17 protein-coding genes and 1 riboswitch are annotated in these 18,973 nt (G+C 59.3%); of the genes, 9 read left to right on the top strand and 8 right to left on the bottom strand.

The window, feature by feature from the left end; genetic code table 11:
* Nucleotides 1-87 precede the first annotated feature (87 nt).
* The 4 genes from Q675_RS35305 to Q675_RS35290 all read left to right on the top strand — a co-directional run bounded on the left by Q675_RS35305 (nucleotide 88) and on the right by Q675_RS35290 (nucleotide 4,029).
* Nucleotides 88-855 (top strand): glycosyltransferase family 2 protein, encoded by a 768-nt coding sequence (locus tag Q675_RS35305; protein WP_031211751.1) that lies wholly within the window; start codon nucleotides 88-90, stop codon nucleotides 853-855.
* Between the two features lies 1 nt (nucleotide 856).
* The gene (locus Q675_RS35300; protein ID WP_011783837.1) at nucleotides 857-1,525 is read left to right on the top strand and encodes a TVP38/TMEM64 family protein; all 669 of its coding nucleotides are present in this window, start codon (nucleotides 857-859) and stop codon (nucleotides 1,523-1,525) included.
* 9 nt (nucleotides 1,526-1,534) lie between these two features.
* Complete coding sequence (locus tag Q675_RS35295) at nucleotides 1,535-3,283, top strand: ArnT family glycosyltransferase (RefSeq protein WP_023012018.1); 1,749 nt, start codon at nucleotides 1,535-1,537, stop codon at nucleotides 3,281-3,283.
* Nucleotides 3,284-3,345: 62 nt separating this feature from the next.
* The gene (locus tag Q675_RS35290; RefSeq protein ID WP_022990567.1) at nucleotides 3,346-4,029 is read left to right on the top strand and encodes a VIT family protein; all 684 of its coding nucleotides are present in this window, start codon (nucleotides 3,346-3,348) and stop codon (nucleotides 4,027-4,029) included.
* A gap of 30 nt (nucleotides 4,030-4,059) precedes the next feature.
* On the opposite strand, the gene Q675_RS35285 is transcribed toward Q675_RS35290, so the two are convergent.
* Nucleotides 4,060-4,728: a DNA-3-methyladenine glycosylase I gene (locus Q675_RS35285; protein WP_022990566.1), complete on the bottom strand. Its 669-nt coding sequence runs from the start codon at nucleotides 4,726-4,728 to the stop codon at nucleotides 4,060-4,062.
* A gap of 161 nt (nucleotides 4,729-4,889) precedes the next feature.
* Here Q675_RS35285 and Q675_RS38235 point away from each other — a divergent pair, with 161 nt between their 5' ends.
* Entirely contained in the window at nucleotides 4,890-5,498 is a 609-nt protein-coding gene (locus Q675_RS38235) for a nucleotidyltransferase domain-containing protein (protein ID WP_023012017.1), read from the top strand.
* A gap of 305 nt (nucleotides 5,499-5,803) precedes the next feature.
* Here the strand turns inward: Q675_RS38235 and Q675_RS35275 are convergent, their stop codons facing one another.
* The 4 genes from Q675_RS35275 to Q675_RS35260 all read right to left on the bottom strand — a co-directional run bounded on the left by Q675_RS35275 (nucleotide 5,804) and on the right by Q675_RS35260 (nucleotide 10,291).
* A complete protein-coding gene (locus Q675_RS35275) occupies nucleotides 5,804-6,577 on the bottom strand; it encodes an ABC transporter ATP-binding protein (RefSeq protein ID WP_022990563.1) in 774 nt (257 codons plus the stop codon).
* Nucleotides 6,577-7,524, bottom strand: coding sequence for a FecCD family ABC transporter permease (locus tag Q675_RS35270; RefSeq protein WP_413771521.1), 948 nt, complete (start codon nucleotides 7,522-7,524; stop codon nucleotides 6,577-6,579). Before Q675_RS35270 ends, Q675_RS35275 begins: the two co-directional genes overlap by 1 nt.
* A 13-nt stretch (nucleotides 7,525-7,537) precedes the next feature.
* On the bottom strand, nucleotides 7,538-8,368 hold the full coding sequence (locus tag Q675_RS35265; protein ID WP_227499601.1) for a cobalamin-binding protein: 831 nt from the start codon (nucleotides 8,366-8,368) through the stop codon (nucleotides 7,538-7,540).
* A gap of 84 nt (nucleotides 8,369-8,452) precedes the next feature.
* Nucleotides 8,453-10,291, bottom strand: coding sequence for a TonB-dependent receptor plug domain-containing protein (locus tag Q675_RS35260; RefSeq protein WP_023012016.1), 1,839 nt, complete (start codon nucleotides 10,289-10,291; stop codon nucleotides 8,453-8,455).
* A 139-nt stretch (nucleotides 10,292-10,430) separates the two neighbouring features.
* A riboswitch (cobalamin riboswitch) is annotated at nucleotides 10,431-10,644 on the bottom strand.
* Between the two features lie 121 nt (nucleotides 10,645-10,765).
* Between Q675_RS35260 and Q675_RS35255 the strand changes: the two genes are divergently transcribed.
* The 4 genes from Q675_RS35255 (at nucleotide 10,766) to Q675_RS35240 (ending at nucleotide 14,705) form a co-directional block, all read left to right on the top strand.
* Nucleotides 10,766-12,643 (top strand): putative nucleotidyltransferase substrate binding domain-containing protein, encoded by a 1,878-nt coding sequence (locus Q675_RS35255; protein ID WP_011783821.1) that lies wholly within the window; start codon nucleotides 10,766-10,768, stop codon nucleotides 12,641-12,643.
* A complete protein-coding gene (locus Q675_RS35250) occupies nucleotides 12,636-13,358 on the top strand; it encodes a 3'-5' exonuclease (RefSeq protein WP_011783820.1) in 723 nt (240 codons plus the stop codon). The genes Q675_RS35255 and Q675_RS35250 overlap by 8 nt, the downstream gene beginning before the upstream one ends.
* Before the next feature lie 61 nt (nucleotides 13,359-13,419).
* Nucleotides 13,420-13,998 (top strand): QsdR family transcriptional regulator, encoded by a 579-nt coding sequence (locus Q675_RS35245; protein ID WP_011783819.1) that lies wholly within the window; start codon nucleotides 13,420-13,422, stop codon nucleotides 13,996-13,998.
* An 83-nt stretch (nucleotides 13,999-14,081) separates the two neighbouring features.
* Nucleotides 14,082-14,705: a hypothetical protein gene (locus tag Q675_RS35240; protein WP_011783818.1), complete on the top strand. Its 624-nt coding sequence runs from the start codon at nucleotides 14,082-14,084 to the stop codon at nucleotides 14,703-14,705.
* Between the two features lie 75 nt (nucleotides 14,706-14,780).
* Here Q675_RS35240 and Q675_RS35235 read toward each other — a convergent pair whose 3' ends face one another.
* The 3 genes from Q675_RS35235 to Q675_RS35225 all read right to left on the bottom strand — a co-directional run bounded on the left by Q675_RS35235 (nucleotide 14,781) and on the right by Q675_RS35225 (nucleotide 18,939).
* A complete protein-coding gene (locus Q675_RS35235) occupies nucleotides 14,781-16,175 on the bottom strand; it encodes a sodium-dependent transporter (protein WP_011783817.1) in 1,395 nt (464 codons plus the stop codon).
* Nucleotides 16,176-16,344: 169 nt separating this feature from the next.
* The gene (locus tag Q675_RS35230; RefSeq protein ID WP_023012014.1) at nucleotides 16,345-17,919 is read right to left on the bottom strand and encodes a PAS domain-containing methyl-accepting chemotaxis protein; all 1,575 of its coding nucleotides are present in this window, start codon (nucleotides 17,917-17,919) and stop codon (nucleotides 16,345-16,347) included.
* 147 nt (nucleotides 17,920-18,066) lie between these two features.
* The gene (locus tag Q675_RS35225; RefSeq protein ID WP_023012013.1) at nucleotides 18,067-18,939 is read right to left on the bottom strand and encodes a carboxylate/amino acid/amine transporter; all 873 of its coding nucleotides are present in this window, start codon (nucleotides 18,937-18,939) and stop codon (nucleotides 18,067-18,069) included.
* Nucleotides 18,940-18,973 lie beyond the last annotated feature (34 nt).

Genomic DNA, 18,973 nt, shown 5'->3' with positions numbered 1-18,973 from the left:
TATTCAGACCTTCCTTAAGGCAGATAATTCTTCAAGGCATAAACCGCACGGCAACGTGGTTTGGTTAACATCTTGGAGAATATCTCAATGTCTCAGCACAGCACTCTGTCACTGGTCATTCCTGCAAAAAACGAGCAGGAAAACATCGCGAAGCTGCTGACCGAGGCCTTCAACGTTATGAGGGATTACCCGGGCTTTGAAGTCGTGCTCGTGGACGATGGCAGTTCCGACCAGACACTGGCAACAGCTCGTCGCACTGCCGAGGCTTTGGGGGGCAGGCTATTGGCGGTTCGACATGAACAGAGCATCGGACAGAGCGGGGCACTGGCGACCGGTATCCTTCGCGCCACAGGCCAACTGATTGTGACAATGGACGGAGATGGTCAAAACGACCCCGCCGATATTCCAGCACTGTTGCAACAAGCGAACAGACTCCACAATCCCGACTTTTGTATTGCCGGCTATCGCAGAAATCGGAAGGATACAGCATGGAAACGTTTCCAATCACGCCTGGCTAATCGTATTCGCAACGCCTTTCTACATGATGGAGTTCCCGATACAGGCTGTGGACTGAAGCTGTTTCCCCGATCGACCTTTCTCAAACTGCCGTGGTTCGATCACGCCCATCGGTTCATTCCCGCGCTGGTGAAAGGCGCGGGAGGCGAAATCGCCATTGTCGAGGTCAATCATCGCCCAAGAATGGCCGGGATTTCCAAATACAATGCCTGGAACCGTGCATGGGCCGGAATCGTCGATATGATCGGCGTTATGTGGTTACTTCACCGCACACGAGTTCCTCAAATTGCAAACCTAGAGGATCCGAACAACAGTCGACCGGCAACGGAACGGGCTTGATATGGCTTCGGGACTGCGCTGGCTATCTTTCGCCATCCTGGTATTAACAGGCTATCTGACCATGAGCGGGGACTGGTTCGGTTTTCTGACCGATCAGGAGCGCGTGGCAGATTTCCTGAACAGTAATGGGCTGGCAGGACTTTCAGCCATTACGCTGCTCGGTGCACTTTTCACTGGATTCGGAGCCCCCAGACAGGTCCTCGCTTTCGTTCTGGGATTTGCCGCAGGCAGCATTCAGGGTGCGATCCTATCGACTATCGCTACAGCCATTGGCGCGACAGGCTGCTTTTTTGTCGCACGCTGGCTTTTGCGAAAAGCACTCCTGAACCGTTTTTCAGATCGCATGCAACGTTTTGACCTGCTGTTCACGGAAGGCACTCTGCTCAAAATACTCATGATCAGGCTGTTGCCGGTAGGCAGCAATCTTGTCACCAATCTCCTCGCCGGGTGTTCCGGGATACGATTCGTCCCATTTTTGTTGGGCAGCGTTCTTGGCTACCTGCCCCAGATGGTGATCTTTGCAATGGCCGGCGCAGGGATTGGCCAGGCCCGTCTCGATCAGCTTGTGGTAAGCGCGGTTCTGTTCGCGCTGGCAAGTGCCATTGGCGCTTACCTGTATCACAACCAGCGCAATCAGACCCTTGCTGATTCCGTATCTGACCCCTCCTGAGTTGCGATTATGACACTCGACTTCCGTCTTCGGCGTTTACCCGACACCTTATTCAATCTGCCGTACAACCGATTGTTACTGGTGGTACTGGCCTTCGCGGCACTCATGATTCTGACCGGCATCGGGTTACGCTCTCCGTGGCCCGCCGACGAACCGCGATTCGCCGAAGTCGCCCGGGAAATGGTGGCCTCCGGGCAATGGCTGCTGCCCATGCGGGGCGGCGAACTCTACCCGGACAAACCACCGGTGTTCATGTGGGCCATCGCCTTTTTCTACTGGCTGACCGGCAACCTGAAAATCGCGTTTCTGCTGCCGAACGCCCTGTGCAGCCTGCTAACCCTGGGCCTGGTGTTCGATCTGGGCACACGCTTGTGGAACCAACGCACCGGCGCCATTGCCGCACTGCTGCTGATGGTGGCACCCCAGTTCCTGATTCAGGCCCAGCGAGCCCAGATTGATGCCATGGTGGCCTGCTGGATCATGGTGGCCTGTTACGGTCTGATCCGGCATTTTTTCGTGCAGCCGTCCTGGCGTTGGTATTTCGTGGCCTGGGCCTTTATGGGGCTTGGCATTATTACCAAAGGGGTTGGCTTTCTGCCCGCCTTGCTGTTCATTCCGATACTGGCCCTGAAACTGCAGGACACTTCTCGGTTTCAGGGCACACTCCGCTGGCGCTGCGCCCTCGGCCCCCTGGTCATGCTGGCCGTTGTGGCAGCCTGGCTGGTGCCGATGGTGCTGGCCGTCAGTCACCTGGGCACGGACGAGGCCCTGGCCTATCGCGACAACATTCTGTTCAAACAGACCGGTGAGCGCTATGCCGATTCCTGGGGGCACATTCAGCCCTGGTATTACTACGTCGTCAGCGTGATTCCCTCGCTGTGGTTTCCGCTGCCGCTGCTATTCCTGGCACTGCTGCGGCCCATTCGTGAGATTCTCAAACACAGGCTGGACGTGGTGGTTCTGCTGGCGTGGGTCGTGTTGGTGGTGGCATTTTTCAGCCTGAGCCCGGGCAAACGCGGGGTGTATGTGCTCCCGGCTCTGCCAGCACTGGCCCTGAGCCTGGCTCCGGCATTGAGCGGACAACGCCCGGCACGCTGGTTCGGGCCGGCCATGACCGGCCTGCACCTGTTGCTGGGTGCCGCCCTGGTCAGCATTGGCGTGATGGCCTGGAACGATCTCCCCCGCCTGGTGGAAAAAGTCGCCGACTACACCCAGGATCCTGCCCGACTGCACGAAGCCGGCAGCCTGCTATTCACCCTCGGGCTTATCTGGCTGGTGAGCCTCGTAGCGCTCTGGCGCTCCCAGGCTCTTGGGCGCTGGTTCGTTGCCCTGATGCTGAGCTGGCTGGTATTCACCACCTGGGGTTATCGGATTCTCGAGCCATTGCGCACCCCCAGGAATGTGTTGGCGGCGGCAGAGCAGATCGCGCCAGCCGGGGGCCAGATCGGCATGATTGATTTTCGGGAACAGTTTATCCTTTTCTCAAAGCGCGATTTCACGCATTTCAGCTTCTTCAGTTCACTGGAACAGGAAGATCGGAATGCCTGGCTTTGGATGAGGGAGACGCCGGATAGCTATCTGATTGTGGCCGATCGGCATGCCCTGTCTTGCTTCACCACTGACGGCGCAAAAACCATTGGCACGGCTCACCGGGACAACTTCCTGCTGCTGAGCGACAACCACCTGAAACCGGAGTGCGAGCCTCCGGCGTCCGTGTTGCGCTTCACCACCCGACAACCGGGAACCTGGCTGAAATAAACCCGCCAGGATTCCTGTGTGCTATGTTGCCTCATGCACTCCCTACACACGGACCATGATAGATGGAAAATCACAGAGTTCACCGAACTGGCTGGCTGAGGGCCGCCGTTCTGGGCGCCAACGATGGCATTGTGTCTACCGCCAGCCTGGTGCTTGGGGTCGCGGCCAGCGGAGCCAGCAAAGAGGCCATTCTTGTTGCCGGGGTAGCGGGGCTGGTGGCGGGTGCCATGTCGATGGCCGCCGGCGAGTATGTGTCGGTCAGTTCGCAGGCTGATACCGAACAGGCCGATCTCAAGCGCGAGCACCAGGAACTTGAATCGGACCCTGAGTCAGAGCTGGCAGAGTTGGCGGGTATATACCGCGCTCGCGGTCTGAGCCGGGAGCTGGCGCAGCAAGTGGCGACCGAGTTAACCAGGCACGATGCCCTGGGTGCCCACGCCCGGGACGAACTGGGTATTACGGATGCCCTTACCGCCAGACCCGTGCAGGCAGCCCTGGCCTCGGCAGCCACCTTTGCCGTTGGTGCAGCCCTGCCCCTGACTGTACTTCTGCTGGTTCCGGTCAGTCTGGTTCTCGGCGCGGTATCGGTGAGTTCACTGATTTTCCTCGCAGGCCTTGGTGCCCTGTCCGCCCGGGCCGGCGGTGCGGGTGTCATGCGGGGCACCATCCGGGTTATGTTTTGGGGGGCGCTCGCCATGGCGCTTACTGCGGGCATTGGTGCGCTTTTTGGTGTCGTCGCCGGCTGAAAACCCGGCGAGCCCTCGTGTCCCGTCTGGCTAATTATCCACCGTAAACGACACAATCCGCGACAAATGGCTCACCGGCAACCCGGTTTCCTGGTGCCACTGGTTGAACGCCTGCTGGGCCTGGGTCAGGCCTTTCTTGCTGGCAGGAGAGGCATCCAGAATGCCGGCTCGGGTAAGAGCGGTAACCACATCGTGGGACAGGATAAAACCATCCCAGCCCACTCGGCGAAGAAAGTACTGGGCCGAGTTACCGCCCAGCCGCTCACCGTTACGCTTTAGGTAAAGCAACAAGCCCACCTGGTCATCACCCGGCCAGTTAGCGAGAAACTGCCCGAAGCTGCCGTGATCTTTCGCCACATCCATGATCATCCGGGCGTTTTCCGGCACGGTGCGGATTTTCTGCATGTTGCGGACGATACGCTCATCCGCCGCCAACCGTTCCAGCACCTCCGGTGGCACTTGCTGCCAGTAGGCCGGAACAAAACCGTCAAACGCCGCCTCAGAATCCGGCCACTTGTTCTCGATGACCCGCCAGACAAACCCCGCCTTGAAAATGCAGCGAGTCATCTCCGACAGATAGCGGTCGTCACTCACCTCCGCCAGCCGGCTTTTCTCCACCACCGGCGGCAGCAGGGCTTGCAGGGCCTGCTCACCACCTTTGCGGGCGAGGGCGACGTTGTAGAATTCAGTAAAGTTCATAGCACTCTCCAAAAGGCAGAGCTGTCAAAACACAAAAAGAAGTCTCACAAAGGGACTCATAGTACCCAAAATGAGACCTTTAGTACCTTTTTTGAGACTTTCAATTCCCATATTGGGTACTATAGTACCCATAACAGGACCTAGTCAGCAGAGCCCAGATTATGCCAGGCAGAAGCATCGGTGATGCACTCTTTACCAAAACCCAGCAGCGGCTACTTTCCGTACTTTATGGCCACCCGGACCAGAGTTTCTACCTGAACGAACTGGTACGGCTTGCCCAGATCGGCCGGGGTTCGGTCGTCCGGGAGTTGGCCAAGCTAACCGAATCTGGCTTGGTGATCATGATACCCCATGGAAACCAGCACCATTATCAGGCCAATCAGGACACCCCCATCTTTCAGGAATTGTGCAGCCTCGTGCAGAAAACCTTTGGTATCCGCGAGATACTGCAAACCGCGCTGGCACCGCTGGCCGATCAACTGGAGCAGGCCTTTATTTACGGTTCCGTTGCCAAGGGTGAAGCCCATTCGGCAAGCGATGTTGATTTGATGCTCGTGGGCAACGATCTGAGTTACAGCGGAATCATGGAGTTACTGGCTCCCGCCGAGCAGCAATTGCAACGCACCATCAATCCAACGGTATACTCACCAGCCGAATTTGAGCAACGGATCAAAGAGCAACAGAGCTTTGTTACACGGGTTCTGGAGCAGCCCCGGCTGGAGCTGGTTTTCACCAATGAAAAGGACTTAGCGCATGGAAGCACTGGATAATCGGCCGACAGCCAGTTTTCACTCGCTTACGGCGCCGCTCACGCCTTATCGCTGGCCGCGCTGCGCTGGCACGGGTATCGGTCAGAAAGCCGCTACATTGTGTTCCAGTGTCTTCAGCATACCGTTGGCTTATCCAACGCAAAATGGCGTGTGCTCGATAAGTGCCATGCAGCCCGCAACCTAGCCGAATACGAAGGCCATATGGACGTGAACCCCCAGTTGCTCAGGGAGTTATTTGAAATCACCCGGGAATTAAAAGGGCTCGTCGAAGTACTACCGCCGATCAAATCCTGACAAACGGCTGATCAGCTCCCGCGGCTGGGCACAAAGAACGGTGCGCCATCCACCTCCACCGTTTCCAGCTTCTGGTTATACAACTGTTCAAGGGCCGCGGGCACCAGCATCGTATCCGCCGGCCCCCAGCAGGCCTGGCCATCCGGATAGAGCAGTAGAAGATGGTCACACCAGCGGGCAGCCAGGTTCAGGTCGTGCAGGCACATAAACACCGCCTTGCCGCTGTTGGCACGGGCGGTGAGCAGGTTCATCACGGCCACCTGATGGTGCAGGTCCAGGTGGTTGGTGGGTTCGTCCAGCAACCAGATGTCCGGGTTCTGGGTCATCAGGGTGACAATAGCTACCCGCTGGCGTTCGCCGCCAGACAGGGTGCTGACCAGACGATCCCGCAGGTGCGCTACATCCAGGGCCTGCAGGGCCTGTTCGGCCAGGGCGATATCGTTCGCGGATTCCATTTGCCAGGCCGAGAGCCAGGGATGACGGCCAATCAGGGCGGTTTCCAGGACCGTGGCGGGGAAGCCGTCTTGCCGGTCCTGAAAGACTAAACCAACATTACGGGACACCTGTTTGCGACGCAGAGAGGTTTGGGGTTTCTGATCCAGCAACACCTGCCCGCCTCGGGGTGGCCGAAGGCCAGCCAGGGTGTGGAGCAGGGTGGTTTTGCCGGTACCGTTGGGGCCGAGCACACCCCAGATCTGCCCCGGTGCAACCTGCAGTCCCAGTGGCGATCCGGACGCCCGCCCGGGAATGTCGATCACAAGCTCGTGAGTCGCCAACGTCGTCATCATCGGCTCCGGTACAGCAGGTACAGGAAGGTGGGCACCCCCAGCAAAGCGGTAATCACACCCACCGGCAGTTGCTCCGGGGCAATCACCACCCGCCCCAGGGTATCCGCCAGCACCAGCAGAATGCCACCGGCCAGGGCACAGGCAGGCAGAATCAGGCGCTGGTCATTGCCCAGCACCAGCCTAAGCATATGCGGCACCACCAGCCCGACAAACCCGACTGCACCGGCCATGGTCACGGCGGTTGCAGTCAGCAAACTGGCCAGCAGGTACACCAGCCATTCCAGCGGCCGAACCGACACGCCCAGCGCCGCCGCCTGCATGGAACCCCGGGCAAGTACATTCAGGCTCCGGCCCAGCGGCAGCACCAGCAGGATCACCAGCACCAACACCAGCAAACCGGGCCAGGGCTGGCCGGAATGAGACAGGTCGCCCATCAGCCAGTACAGCATGCCCGGCAACCGGGCTGCCGGTGTCATGGCCAGGATCAGGGTAATCAATGCACCCCAGCCAGCAGCTACTACAACACCGGTCAGCAGCAGGCGCGAAGGTGTCCAGCTGCCGCTGCCGTGGGCCAGGCCAAACACCAGCAGGGTGGCCAGCATGGCACCGGCAAAGGCGGAACCGGACACAATCAATCCGGCCATACCCGCCAGCATAGCCAGCAGGGCGCCCACCGCTGCACCGCCAGACAGGCCAAGTACATAGGGGTCCGCCAGGGGGTTGCGCAGCAATACCTGCATCAAGGCACCGGCCACCGCCAGCAAGCCACCCACAGCAAAGGCGCTGAGCACCCGGGGCAGGCGTAGATCCAGGATCAGGGTACGATCCAGGTCCGAGCCGCCCCCGGCCAACACCCACACCACCTTGCCAACGCCAATCTGGGCACTGCCCACGGCGATGGCGAAGGTGACTGCGGCGATGCTGATCAGCACCAGCACAGCCAGCGGACGCAGGGCATTAAAGCCGGCCACGGGCGGTCTCCAGTGTCTGGCACAGATGGCTTACGCCTTCGAGCATACGAACAGTCGGGCGGGCAAGAAGATCCGGCGGCTCCAGGAAGAGGTTGCCGGCAGCGACCGCCGGCAAGCCTGGGTAGGCTTCCCAGCTTGCCAGCCACGCCCGGTCATTGCCCTCACGGCCAGAGGTTACAATCACCTCCGGTGCGGCTTCCAGAACCGCCTCGGTACTGATGCGAGGCACCAGCCGGGGCAGGTGACCAAAGACATTGATACCGCCACACAGCTCGATGGCTTTACCGATCAACTCATCCCGGTTGATGGTCATCAGGGGCTGATCCCAGATCTGGTAGAACACCCGAATGGGGTCGGCTGAGTGGTAGCGTTCCTCCAGTTCCCGGATGCCCTGCCGGAACGACAGCGCTTCGGATTGCGCCACATCCAAAGTACCCGCCAGCGTACCAAGCTGTTCAATAGCCCGGGGAATATCCTCAAACTCCCTGGGCGACAGCCAGAACGCCGGCAAACCCAGCTGCTCCAGCCGCTCCACCTGCTGTCGGGAATTACCATCCACCCAGGCCACCACCAGGTCTGGCTGCAACGAAAGAATCACCTCCAGGTCCAACCGGTTGCTGTCCCCCACACGGGGCAACTGCTCCGCCGCTGGCGGATAATCACTCCAGGCCCCGGCGCCCACCACCTTGTCGCCGGCACCGGCGGAAAAAAGAAGCTCCGTGGCGCCGGGCGACAGGGAGACAATTCGGGTGGCGGCATCCGGCAGGCAGACATCACGTTGCAGGGCATCGCGGGCACACAGGGTTTCTGCCAGCACCGGGAGGGGTGCTAGTAGGAGAGCGGTCAGGAGGGTGAGCCCGCGAGCCATCATCAGGAAACAATACCTTTCTGGATAAGTACTTTACCGGCTGAAATCATAGCGTACGCTTGCCATGTACGTCCGGCCTGCGGCGAGATAGTCGAACGGCTCGAAGGTGACGTTGTCACTGCCAAGGCTGGTGGTGTAACGACGATCCAGCACATTATCCACCTTGAAGCTGGCCGACCATCCGGGCAGGAAATTCCAGGCGGCTCGCAGATCGACGGTGCCGTGGCCTGGCAAGAGGCTGGTGTTAGCGGCATCGTTATAGCGATTGCCTTCAGCAACAAGGCTGGCGCCTACCGACCACCGCGAGAACAGCCGATCAACATCAAGTCGCGCGGTCTTTTCCGCACGACGAGGCAAACGGGCACCCGTGTCCCTGTTTTCTGTATCCGAGTAGCTTAGGGCCGCCGCGATATTCCAGCCGCCAGTGTCGAAACCGGATGAGAGTTCAGCACCGCGAATCCTTGCAGTCTCCACGTTCTCCATGGTGCCATTCCAGGTAACCGGATCAGATACATAGGTAATCAGGTCTTCCACATCATTCTGGTAAAGCGCCAGATCCCAGAACCAACGGTCGTAGCGACCCGACATGCCCAGTTCAACCATCTCGCCCTGTTCCGCCTCCAGGTTCGGGTTACCGGTGTAGTAAGGTGTGGTCAGGTAGAGATCATTGAAAGTCGGCGCCCTGAATGAGGTCGCATAGCTCAGACGAACCCGATGAGCACGATCAAATTGGTGGCCAACGGCAATGCCACCGGTCTCTTCTTTGCCAAAGGCTTCGTTATCATCCAGGCGCAGGCTCAGCATGACATCCGTTGCCCCGAAGTTCAGGCGCCCCTGGCCAAACACCGCAGCGTTGGTACGGCTGGTTTCGGTAAACTCGTCGCTGCCCTCGACTTCATCCACCATCACTTCGGAGCCCAGCACCAGTTCATGAACACCGGCGGTCAGCGTGTTCTCCCAACGGGCAGAACGGGACAATGAATCGTAGATGCTCGGGTAGGCACCGAACGTTTCCTGCTCATCCCGTGCTTCCGAGAACTGGATCCGGGTACGCCAGTAATCGCTGGCCACCGCCTCAACATACAGCCCGGCCGCCCGGATCATGTAATCGGTATCGCCGTTCTCGAACTCAGTGTTACCTTCAGACTGAAAAACGGTTACACCAGCTCCGCCACCTTGCTCGAACCGGTGGCTGATCTTGGCGAGGCCGCCTGCATTGCGAAAGCCTTTGTCATCGCCACCGGCACGCAGGTTGGTTCCATCAGTATCGGAGTAAACACCGCTTGCCAGCACAGAAGTTTGTCCCGCTTTACCAGCAAAGCCAACTGAGGTCTCACGGGTCTTGTGAGAACCACCCGATACTTCAGCCCACCCCTGTTGGTTCGCCTGTGGCTCCAGCGTGAAGGCCTGAACCACACCGCCGACAGCATCAGCACCATACAATGAACTCTTGGCACCACGCACCAGCTCCACACGCTCCATCAGCTCCGGTGGCAGAAACTGCCAGGGCGGGATACCAGCTGTGCCCGAGCGCAAACGAATTCCATCCAGTAGAAGAACCGTGCCGGAACTACCGGCGCCACGCAGAAACAGGCTGGTGGTTTTACCGTAACTACCATCAGACACCACATGAACACCCGGTTGAGCACGCAAAAGATCCCGGAACTCGGCCGGTTGCCGGCGCTCGATATCTGCGCGCTCAATCACCGTCACCGAAGACAAACTCTCCCCCACCGTCTTCGGCCCAAGGGTCGCAGTCACGACAATCGGATCAAGGTTTTCAGCAGGTTCGGAAGACTGGGCAGCCACAGCCAGGGGCAGGGTCAACATGGAAACGCCGGCAATTGCGGCAGGAAACTTCAGGGTATGCATCGCTTTACTCCGCCAACCGCGCGCACCCGCACGGGTTGATACTCAAGGTTCAGGCTTAAGGTTGCGGAACGGGCAGAGGGCAGGCGGGTGCGGTGTTGTGAAACGGGCCGGGATTCGCCCACCCAAGCAGCCCACCGCAACTCCGGGTGTTTTTCCAGGCCGGTCTCCGGGCTTGCAGGCAGAGCGAACTCCGGGGCAATCACCTTCCCATGCCGAAGCACAGTGGCGCATCAGATTGCCGTTAACCTGCTTACCGTTGCGGGGGCAGCATCGGATTAGCCATACAATGGCGCACCGATTTCCCGTTTCACCCATCGCGCTTTGCGACAGGCACCTGAAAAAAGTGCGGCAAGGCTAGCAACCGGAACGGGGACGGTCAACGACATCCGTCAAAACCGTGCGTGGCCCCACAACCCCCACACTGCTATATTCATCTTTTAACAAATGTTTTTCGTCGCCAGATCAGGGAGTTTTATGCAGGCCGAGCTGCTCGACATCCGCAACCACATCGCCCAACACGCTCCCTTCGACGAAATGCCCGAAGAACTGCTCGACCGCATCGTCACTGGCATCGAAGTGGCCTATTACCGGGCCGGCACCCAGATCCTTGAGCTGGGCCAGCAGAACTACTGGTTGCACTACATCCGCAGCGGTGCGGTGGAAATCTTCCGGCGTTCGGGCGAGCTTTACAACCGCATCGGTGAGGGCGAAATCTTTGGCCAGTTTGGCCTGCTGCGCAATCAGAAAGTGCGCTTTCCGGCCAAAGCCATCGAAGACTGCCTGATCTACAAAATCCCCTACGAGACCTTCCAGCATCTGTGGGAAAACGACGAGAACTTCGCGGATTTTGTCGAGATTGAAGACCACAGCCGTCTGCGTTCGGCGGTCTCGCGCCGGCACAAATCCAACGAACTGATGTCCGCCAAGGTCACCCGGCTAATTGCCCGCGAGCCAGTCTCTGCCCCGACCACCGTGCGCCTTCAGGAAGCCGCCCGGATCATGACCGACAACGGCGTGTCGGCACTGCTGCTGATGGACGAAAGTGGGGATTCGCCCCGGCTCAAGGGCATCATCACCGACCGGGATCTGCGCACCCGGGCGGTCACCAACGCACTGCCATCAGAAACCCCCATCAGCGAGATCATGTCCGAAGGGCTGATTACCATCAGCGCCCGCAGCTACATCTTCGAAGCCATGCTTACCATGCTGCACAATAACGTGCACCATCTGCCAGTGATGGAAGACCATGAAGTGCGTGGCGTAATCGCGCTGTCCGACATCGTCAAATACGAGAGCCAGAGCAGCTTGTACCTGGTGAGCAACATCTACCACCAGAACGACGTCAAAGGCCTGAAGAAAATCAGCCGCGAAGTGCGCGACAGCTTCGTGCGCATGGTGAATGAAGACGCCAATTCCCACATGATCGGCAGCGCCATGGCTGGCATCGGCCGAAGCTTCAGTCAGCGCCTGTTGGAGCTGGGCGAGGAAAAACTCGGCCCGCCACCCATCCCGTATTGCTTTATGGCTCTCGGCTCCATGGCCCGGGATGAACAGCTGGTGGTTACCGACCAGGACAACGCCATGGTGCTGGACGACAGCTTCATTCCGGAAGAGCACGACGAATACTTCCTGGCCCTGGCCAAATTTGTCTCCGACGGCCTGGCTGAATGCGGCTACACCTACTGCACCGGTGACATCATGGCCACCAATCCGAAATGGCGACAACCGCTGAGCGTGTGGAAGGATTACTTCACCGACTGGATCGACAACCCCAAAGCCGAAGCCCTGCTCAACAGCAACATCTTCTTCGACCTGGACGGCATCTACGGCGAAACCGACTATGCTGAACAGCTGAAAACCCTGATCGTGAACAAGGCCAGCAACAGCCAGCGCTTCCTTACCTTCCTGGCCCGCAATGCCCTGAACCGCACGCCGCCCCTGGGCTTCTTCCGCACCTTCGTCCTGGAAGAAGACGGCAAACACCAGAAAACCTTCAACCTCAAACGCCGCGGCACCGCACCGGTTTCTGACCTCATCCGGGTGCACGCCCTGGCCTGCGGTTCCCGCTCCCAGAACTCCTTCGAACGCCTGCGCGACATCGCCAAAACCAAACTCATGCTGGACGACGACGCCGGCAACCTGCGGGATGCCCTGGAATTCATCTCCATCGTCCGCATCCGCCATCAGGCCCTGGCCATCGAAGAGGGCCGCGACCCGGACAACAACGTGCGCCCGGAGGACCTGTCGCCGTTTGAACGCAGCCACCTGAAAGACGCCTTCCAGATCGTCAGTAACGCCCAGAAATTCCTGCGCTTCCGCTACAACGCCGGGGGAGCCACCCGGAATGTCTAGCGTGATCAAAAGCGGCAACAGCAAGCAGAATTGGCCAGAGAACTACCGCAAAGGCGCCGAACAGGCAAAAGACGCCAGAATCCGCGCCTTCTACGAAGCCGGCTGCCCCAGTCCGGACACGCCTGTCCGGGACGTCCCCTTAGTGGCCCTGGACTTCGAAACCACTGGCCTGGAAGCCGACCAGCATTCCATCGTCAGCATCGGCCTGGTGCCCTTTACCCTGACAGGTATCCAGCTCGGCCAATGCTGGCACCAGGTGGTTCGACCCAGACTGCCCCTGCACAAAACCTCTGTGACCATCCACGGCATTACCCACAGCGAAATCGAAAACGCCCCGGACCTGGAAGACGTACTCGACCCGCTGTTCGAACACCTCAACGGCCGAATCCCCGTGGTGCACTACCGCAACATCGAACGCCCGTTCCTGAACACCGCCCTGCAATGGCGCCTGAACGAACAACTCCGCTTCCCGGTCATCGACACCATGGCCATCGAAGCGCACCTGCACCCAAACCGCAACCCCAGCCGCTGGCAGCAACTGATGGGCAAAAAGCCGATCTCCATCCGCCTGGCCGACAGCCGGCTCCGCTACGGCCTGCCCCACTATGCCTCCCATAACGCCCTGATCGACGCCATCGCCACAGCCGAGCTGCTTCAGGCCCAGGTACTGCACCACTTCAGCCCGGAGACCCCCATTGGCGATCTGTGGGTGTGATGCCATAGCCCCAAGCCCCGGCAACCGATAGAATGTCCCCAAACCAGCCAAAGGGACCGAAGTGACCACACCAACCGCCAAAACCACCCCCCTGGACGCCTTCCGCCGCGCCAGAAGAATGTGGCTAAAAGGGGAAAAAATCAGCCTGGCTGCCCTCGCCGACGACCTCCACATCGGCCGCGCCACCCTGTTCCGCTGGGTTGGTAACCGCGACCTGCTGATTGGTGAAATTCTGTGGTCCCTGTACGAGCCCCTGTACAAAGAAGCCCGCGCCGTTACCCCCGGCCATGGCGTCGACTACGTGGTGGGCGTGTTCCGCCACATCAACATGACCATCCTGCACTTCGCGCCGCTGCGAAAGTTCCTGCATCAGGACCCGGAATACGCCCTGAAAATGCTCACCTCCTCCCACTCCACGCTGCACGCCCGCACCGTGGAAGTGAACACCCGCCTGCTCAAAGACGAAGTGCGCGCAGGCCATCTGAGCCCACCCATGAACATCCAGAGCTTGTCCTACTTCATGGTACGAATCGCCGAATCCTGCCTGTACAGCGACATCATTGGCGGCCGCGAACCCCGCGATGAAGAGCTTGAGGATGCCTGCACTGCCGTGCGCATATTGCTGGGCGGAAAGGTCTGAGCTCCTGATACCTCTGGAAACCTGGCCAGCCTGGGATTACTCTTTGCTGACATCCACAGGAAATCATCAGCAAGGAGTGCACCATGAACCACCGTAACACCCAACCGCGCCTCAACGTGCTGCAAGCCGGCCTGCTGCTACTCAGCCTGGCCCTGGCACCGTTAGCCCACAGCGAAAACCTCACCGAAGACGATGTCACTTCCTTCATCGCCAGCATGGAAGCCATGCAGCCCCTGATCGACAAGCATCAGGACTTCATCGAATCCATCGAAGATCCAGCCGACGATGAGCGGGAAGTGGATTTCGCCCGGATGATGTCTTCGATGGTGGACGAAGTGAAAGGGCACGAAATGTACGATGACCTGGACGACCTGGTCGATGACTTCGGATTCTCCAGCCCGGAAGCCTGGGCCCGCAAAGGCGACCGCATCGTCAGCGCCTGGTTTGCCATCGAAATGGAAGCCCAGCCCGACATGGCACCGGATATCGCGGAGATGGAGCGCGCCATTGCCGAGATGGAAAACAATCCCGACATGCCCGAAGCCGCCAAAGCCCAGATGCGCGAAATGATGGAACAGATGATGGTGACCGTCAAAAGCGCATCCAGTGCGGCGAAGCAAGTGAGCGATGCCGACAAACGTGCTGTCCGGCCCCACGTAGAACGACTCAAGGCTGTGATGGAGCAGGACGAGAGCGACTACGAATAACACGCTCCCCAAAAACAAAACCCCGGTACTGTCGCCAGCACCGGGGTTTCTTTTTGCTGCCTGAGCAGCGAGCGATCAGGCCGTCAGGTTGTAAACAAACACGATCGCCACGGCAATCGGCGTCACAAACCGGATCAGGTTGTACCACAGGCTGAACGCGCCACCCTGCAGGGCCAGGTCGCTCTTCAGCGATTCCTTGGCCACAAACCAGCCCACAAAAATGGCGGTCAGCAGGCCAGACAGTGGCAGCATGATGTTGGCGGTGAAGTAGTCCAGCAGGTCGAACACCGTCTTGCCTTCAAAGGCGGCAAACATGCCCAGCGGCGTCACATCAGACCAGACGTTCAGGGACAGAATGGAAACAATGCCCAGCGCCCAGCACAGCACGCCCACCAGAATAGCGCTGCCGGTGCGGGCCAGGCTGGTTTTCTCTTCAACCCACTCAACCACCGGCTCCAGCAGGGAAATGCCAGAGGTCCAGGCAGCAAACAGCAACAGAACGAAGAACAGGGTGCCGAACAGGCTGCCCATGGGCATGTTACCGAACGCCAGCGGCAGGGTCTGGAAGATCAGACCGGGGCCGGCACCGGCTTCCAGGCCGTTGGCAAACACCACCGGGAAAATGGCCAGGCCCGCCAGCAGTGCCACCACAGTATCCATGATCGCCACACTGACGGCGGTGCGGCCGATGGAGACATCACGGCCCAGGTAGGAACCGTAAGCCATCATGATGGCCATACCCAGGCTCAGTGTGAAGAAGGCGTGCCCCAGGGCAACCAGTACGCCTTTCACCGTGAGTGCCTCAAAATTCGGGGTGAACAGGAAACTAACCGCCTCGCCGAAATGGCCGGTCGTCGTCGCGTAGCCAACCACCAGCAACAGCAGCAGGAACAGCGCCGGCATCAGAATGGTAACCGCACGTTCCAGACCGCCTTTCAGGCCCCGGGAAACCACCAGCACCACCAGCGCCATGAACACCGTGTGCCAGGCCAGCAGCTGAATCGGGCTGCCCAGCAGTCCACCGAACAGCTCGCCCACAGATTCTGCAGTGCCGCCGGTGAAATCGCCCATCGCCGCGTGGCCAATGTAGGAGGCCGCCCAGCCACCGATGACCGAGTAGAAGGACAGAATGATAAACGCAGCCAGCATGCCGACAATGGCCGACACTCGCCAGGCCGGCGACGCCAGGTTGCGCTCCGCCACCAGCCGAAAACTGGTAATGGGGTTATGACGACCATTCCGGCCGATAAACACTTCCGCCATCATGATGGGAATACCGATGATGGCAATACAGAGCAGGTACACCAGAACGAAGGCACCACCGCCGTTCTCGCCGGTGACATAGGGGAACTTCCAGATATTACCGAGACCAACCGCGGAACCGGTGGCTGCCAGAATAAACGCGAACTTGGAAGACCAGAGTCCGCGAGCCCCGTTCCCGCTGTCTGCTGCGGAGTTGGACTGAGTCATGTGTTTGCTTCCTGTGCTTTTGGCTGAGGAAAATACGAATTGTCAGATCGCCCGGCACGACGTGCGGGCTGTTGGGGCGGGATTCTGCCAGCACTGGCGGCATGATGCCAGTGCTGAGGGGCGAGCGCCGGGAGAATTCATCATTCCCGACGCGGCCCGGGAAAGCTAATCAGCGGGTTTTACTGACAAATCTAGCAATCAGGTCTTTAAGGCCACCGGCCATCTGGCTCAAGGTGTCGCTGCTCTGTTTTGCCGCATCCGCCTGTTCATCACTCTGGTCAGCCAGGCTGGCAATATTCACCACCTGGCGATTGATTTCATCCGACACCTGGCTCTGCTCTTCAAACGCCGCGGACATAGTGATAAAACTCTCGGAGATGCGATCCACCGAGCTAACGATGGCATTAAGCGCATCGGCCGCGCCCTGCACCCGGTTCAGACCATCACTGGCAATCTTTTCACCGGCGCGCACGGCGTTCACGGTTTCATCCACCTGGGCACGGAAATCCTCAATCACCTCGTGTATGCGTACCGTCGACTGCCGGGTACGCTGCGCCAGCGAGCGCACTTCATCAGCCACCACCGCAAAGCCCCGGCCCTGTTCTCCGGCCCGGGCCGCCTCAATGGCAGCATTGAGGGCCAGGAGATTGGTCTGATCGGCGATTTCGCTGATCAGATCCGCCGCCTCGCCAATGCTGCGGGTGGATTCGCCCAACCGCCCCACCGAGTCACCAATGCTCTGAACCTGGTTTACCAGTTGCTGGATGGCGCCCAGTGCCTCACCACTACGGTCGCTACCCTCATGGGCCTGGCGGTTGGCTTGTTCCGCTTCCCTGGCGTTGTGATTAACGGATTCGGCCACTTCCTGGATGGAGACCGTCATTTCGTTGATGGCGGAGGCGGTCTGGTCCGTTTCGGCCCGTTGGCGGGCAATGGCAGAGGCACCTTCGCTGATGTAACCATGGGAGGCCCTGGCCTGCTCCAGAAGTTGCTCAGCCTGATCATCAATGCGGGCCAATGCGGTTCTGATTCGCGCCTCCTCACTCACCAGCAGTAAGGCCAGCCGCGACATCAGTCCACGCTCATCGCTGTAGGTGCGGGCGACGATAGGGTCCTGGAAACCATCCGGACGCAACGCCAGCAGGCCCTTGAGCCGGTTGGAAATGGAGGTAAACACCAAACCAAAACCCAGCAGGTGGCCAACCACTACCAGAAGCACGGCAAAAGCCGGAGAGTCGAATGCCAGTGCACCCAGGCTCAAACCCATGGACACCACAAAGGGCCAGCCTGAACGGGCCATGGATAGAGCCCGGTTGCGCCAATCGGAGCTCAACCGACCTTCGGAGATCTTTTTGTACAGACTTTCAGCGCGGGCAATCTGATCCCGTGAAGCCCGCACACGAACCGATTCATAGCCCACCATCTGGCCATTTTCCCAAATTGGCGTAGCGTAGGCGCTCACCCAGTAATGGTCACCGGACTTGGCCCGGTTCTTCACAACCCCCATCCAGGCCTTGCCGGCTTTCAGGTATTCCCACATGTCAGCAAAAACCGCCGGGGGCATATCCGGGTGCCGGATAAGGTTATGGGCCTGACCGATCAGTTCGTCCCGGCTGTAACCGCTGATGGTGACGAAGTCATCATCACAGAAAGTAATCACCCCCTTGAGAGTGGTCGTACTGATCAACCGCATTCCTTCAGGGATGTGGATCTCGCGCTGAGTGACAGGCAGGTTCTTGCGCATGGGGAACTGTTCGTCCGTTGGCCCGATAAAATTTAACGGCGACAGCTTAGTTATAGATATATATCAATGAAATAGCGAATGGGTTACGCCGTGTCCTATTCGTGTAACGACAACAGGCCACGGCGCTTTAGAAAAAATTCAGGGAACTCAGGAGGATGCAGCCAGCTTTGCCCTGGGGTGATAGCGAGCATTCACCCACAGAGAGAACCCGATCACCACGCCACCAATGGCCAGGCGCAGCAGATCTGCATCACGATTCCAGATCAGCAGATTGACCAGCAAGCCAGCCGGCACCAGGGCATTGTTCATCACCGCCAGGGTGCCTGCATCGACCTTGCAGGCACCGCGATTCCACAGGTACAGCCCCAGACCGGACGCCGCCAGGCCCAGCCAGCCAAGAATGCCCCACTGCAACGGTGTTGAGGGCAACTTGTCCGGGTTACCAAAAATCAGGAACGAGGGTAGCGCGATCACCAGTGCGCCAAAGAAGAAATAACCGAAAGTGCGATACCCAGGCAGCGCCAGAGGGTAACGTTGCATCACGTGCTTGTAGCCGACCTGGCCGGCAGCGAAGGTAAAGTTGGCCACCTGCAGCAGCAGGAACCCGGTAATGAAATCCTCACTGAGGCCATCGTACCGGATGATGCCGGCACCGAGTGTGGCAATGGCCGCAGCCAGCAACGCCACCGGTGAAAACCGGCGGGCCAGGGCATCATCCACCAGAGTCACGTACAGAGGCGTAAAAATGGTGAACAGCAGGACTTCCGGTACCGTCAGGTAACTGAACGAGCGATACAGGCACAGATAGGTGATGCCGAACTGCAGCATACCAGTCACCAGGATGCCCAGCTTCATACCGGAGGGAACACCGCGCCAGCGGGTAAACGGCAGGAACACCAGGGCTGCCAGCAAGACCCGGCTCAATACCGCGAAGTCGCTGTCTACACGGCCAGCCAGGAACTCGCCGATCAGACTGAACGAAAAGGCCCAGAGTACGGTTACCAGAACCAGTAAGACCATCGATTGCACCACCCCTGTTGTATGCCGGGCGCCT

The sequence above is a fragment of the Marinobacter sp. EN3 genome (genome assembly GCF_000475315.1).
GTDB lineage: Bacteria > Pseudomonadota > Gammaproteobacteria > Pseudomonadales > Oleiphilaceae > Marinobacter > Marinobacter nauticus.
The sequence above is the reverse complement of the archived record's forward strand: the minus strand, read 5'-3'. Positions and strand labels throughout refer to the sequence as shown.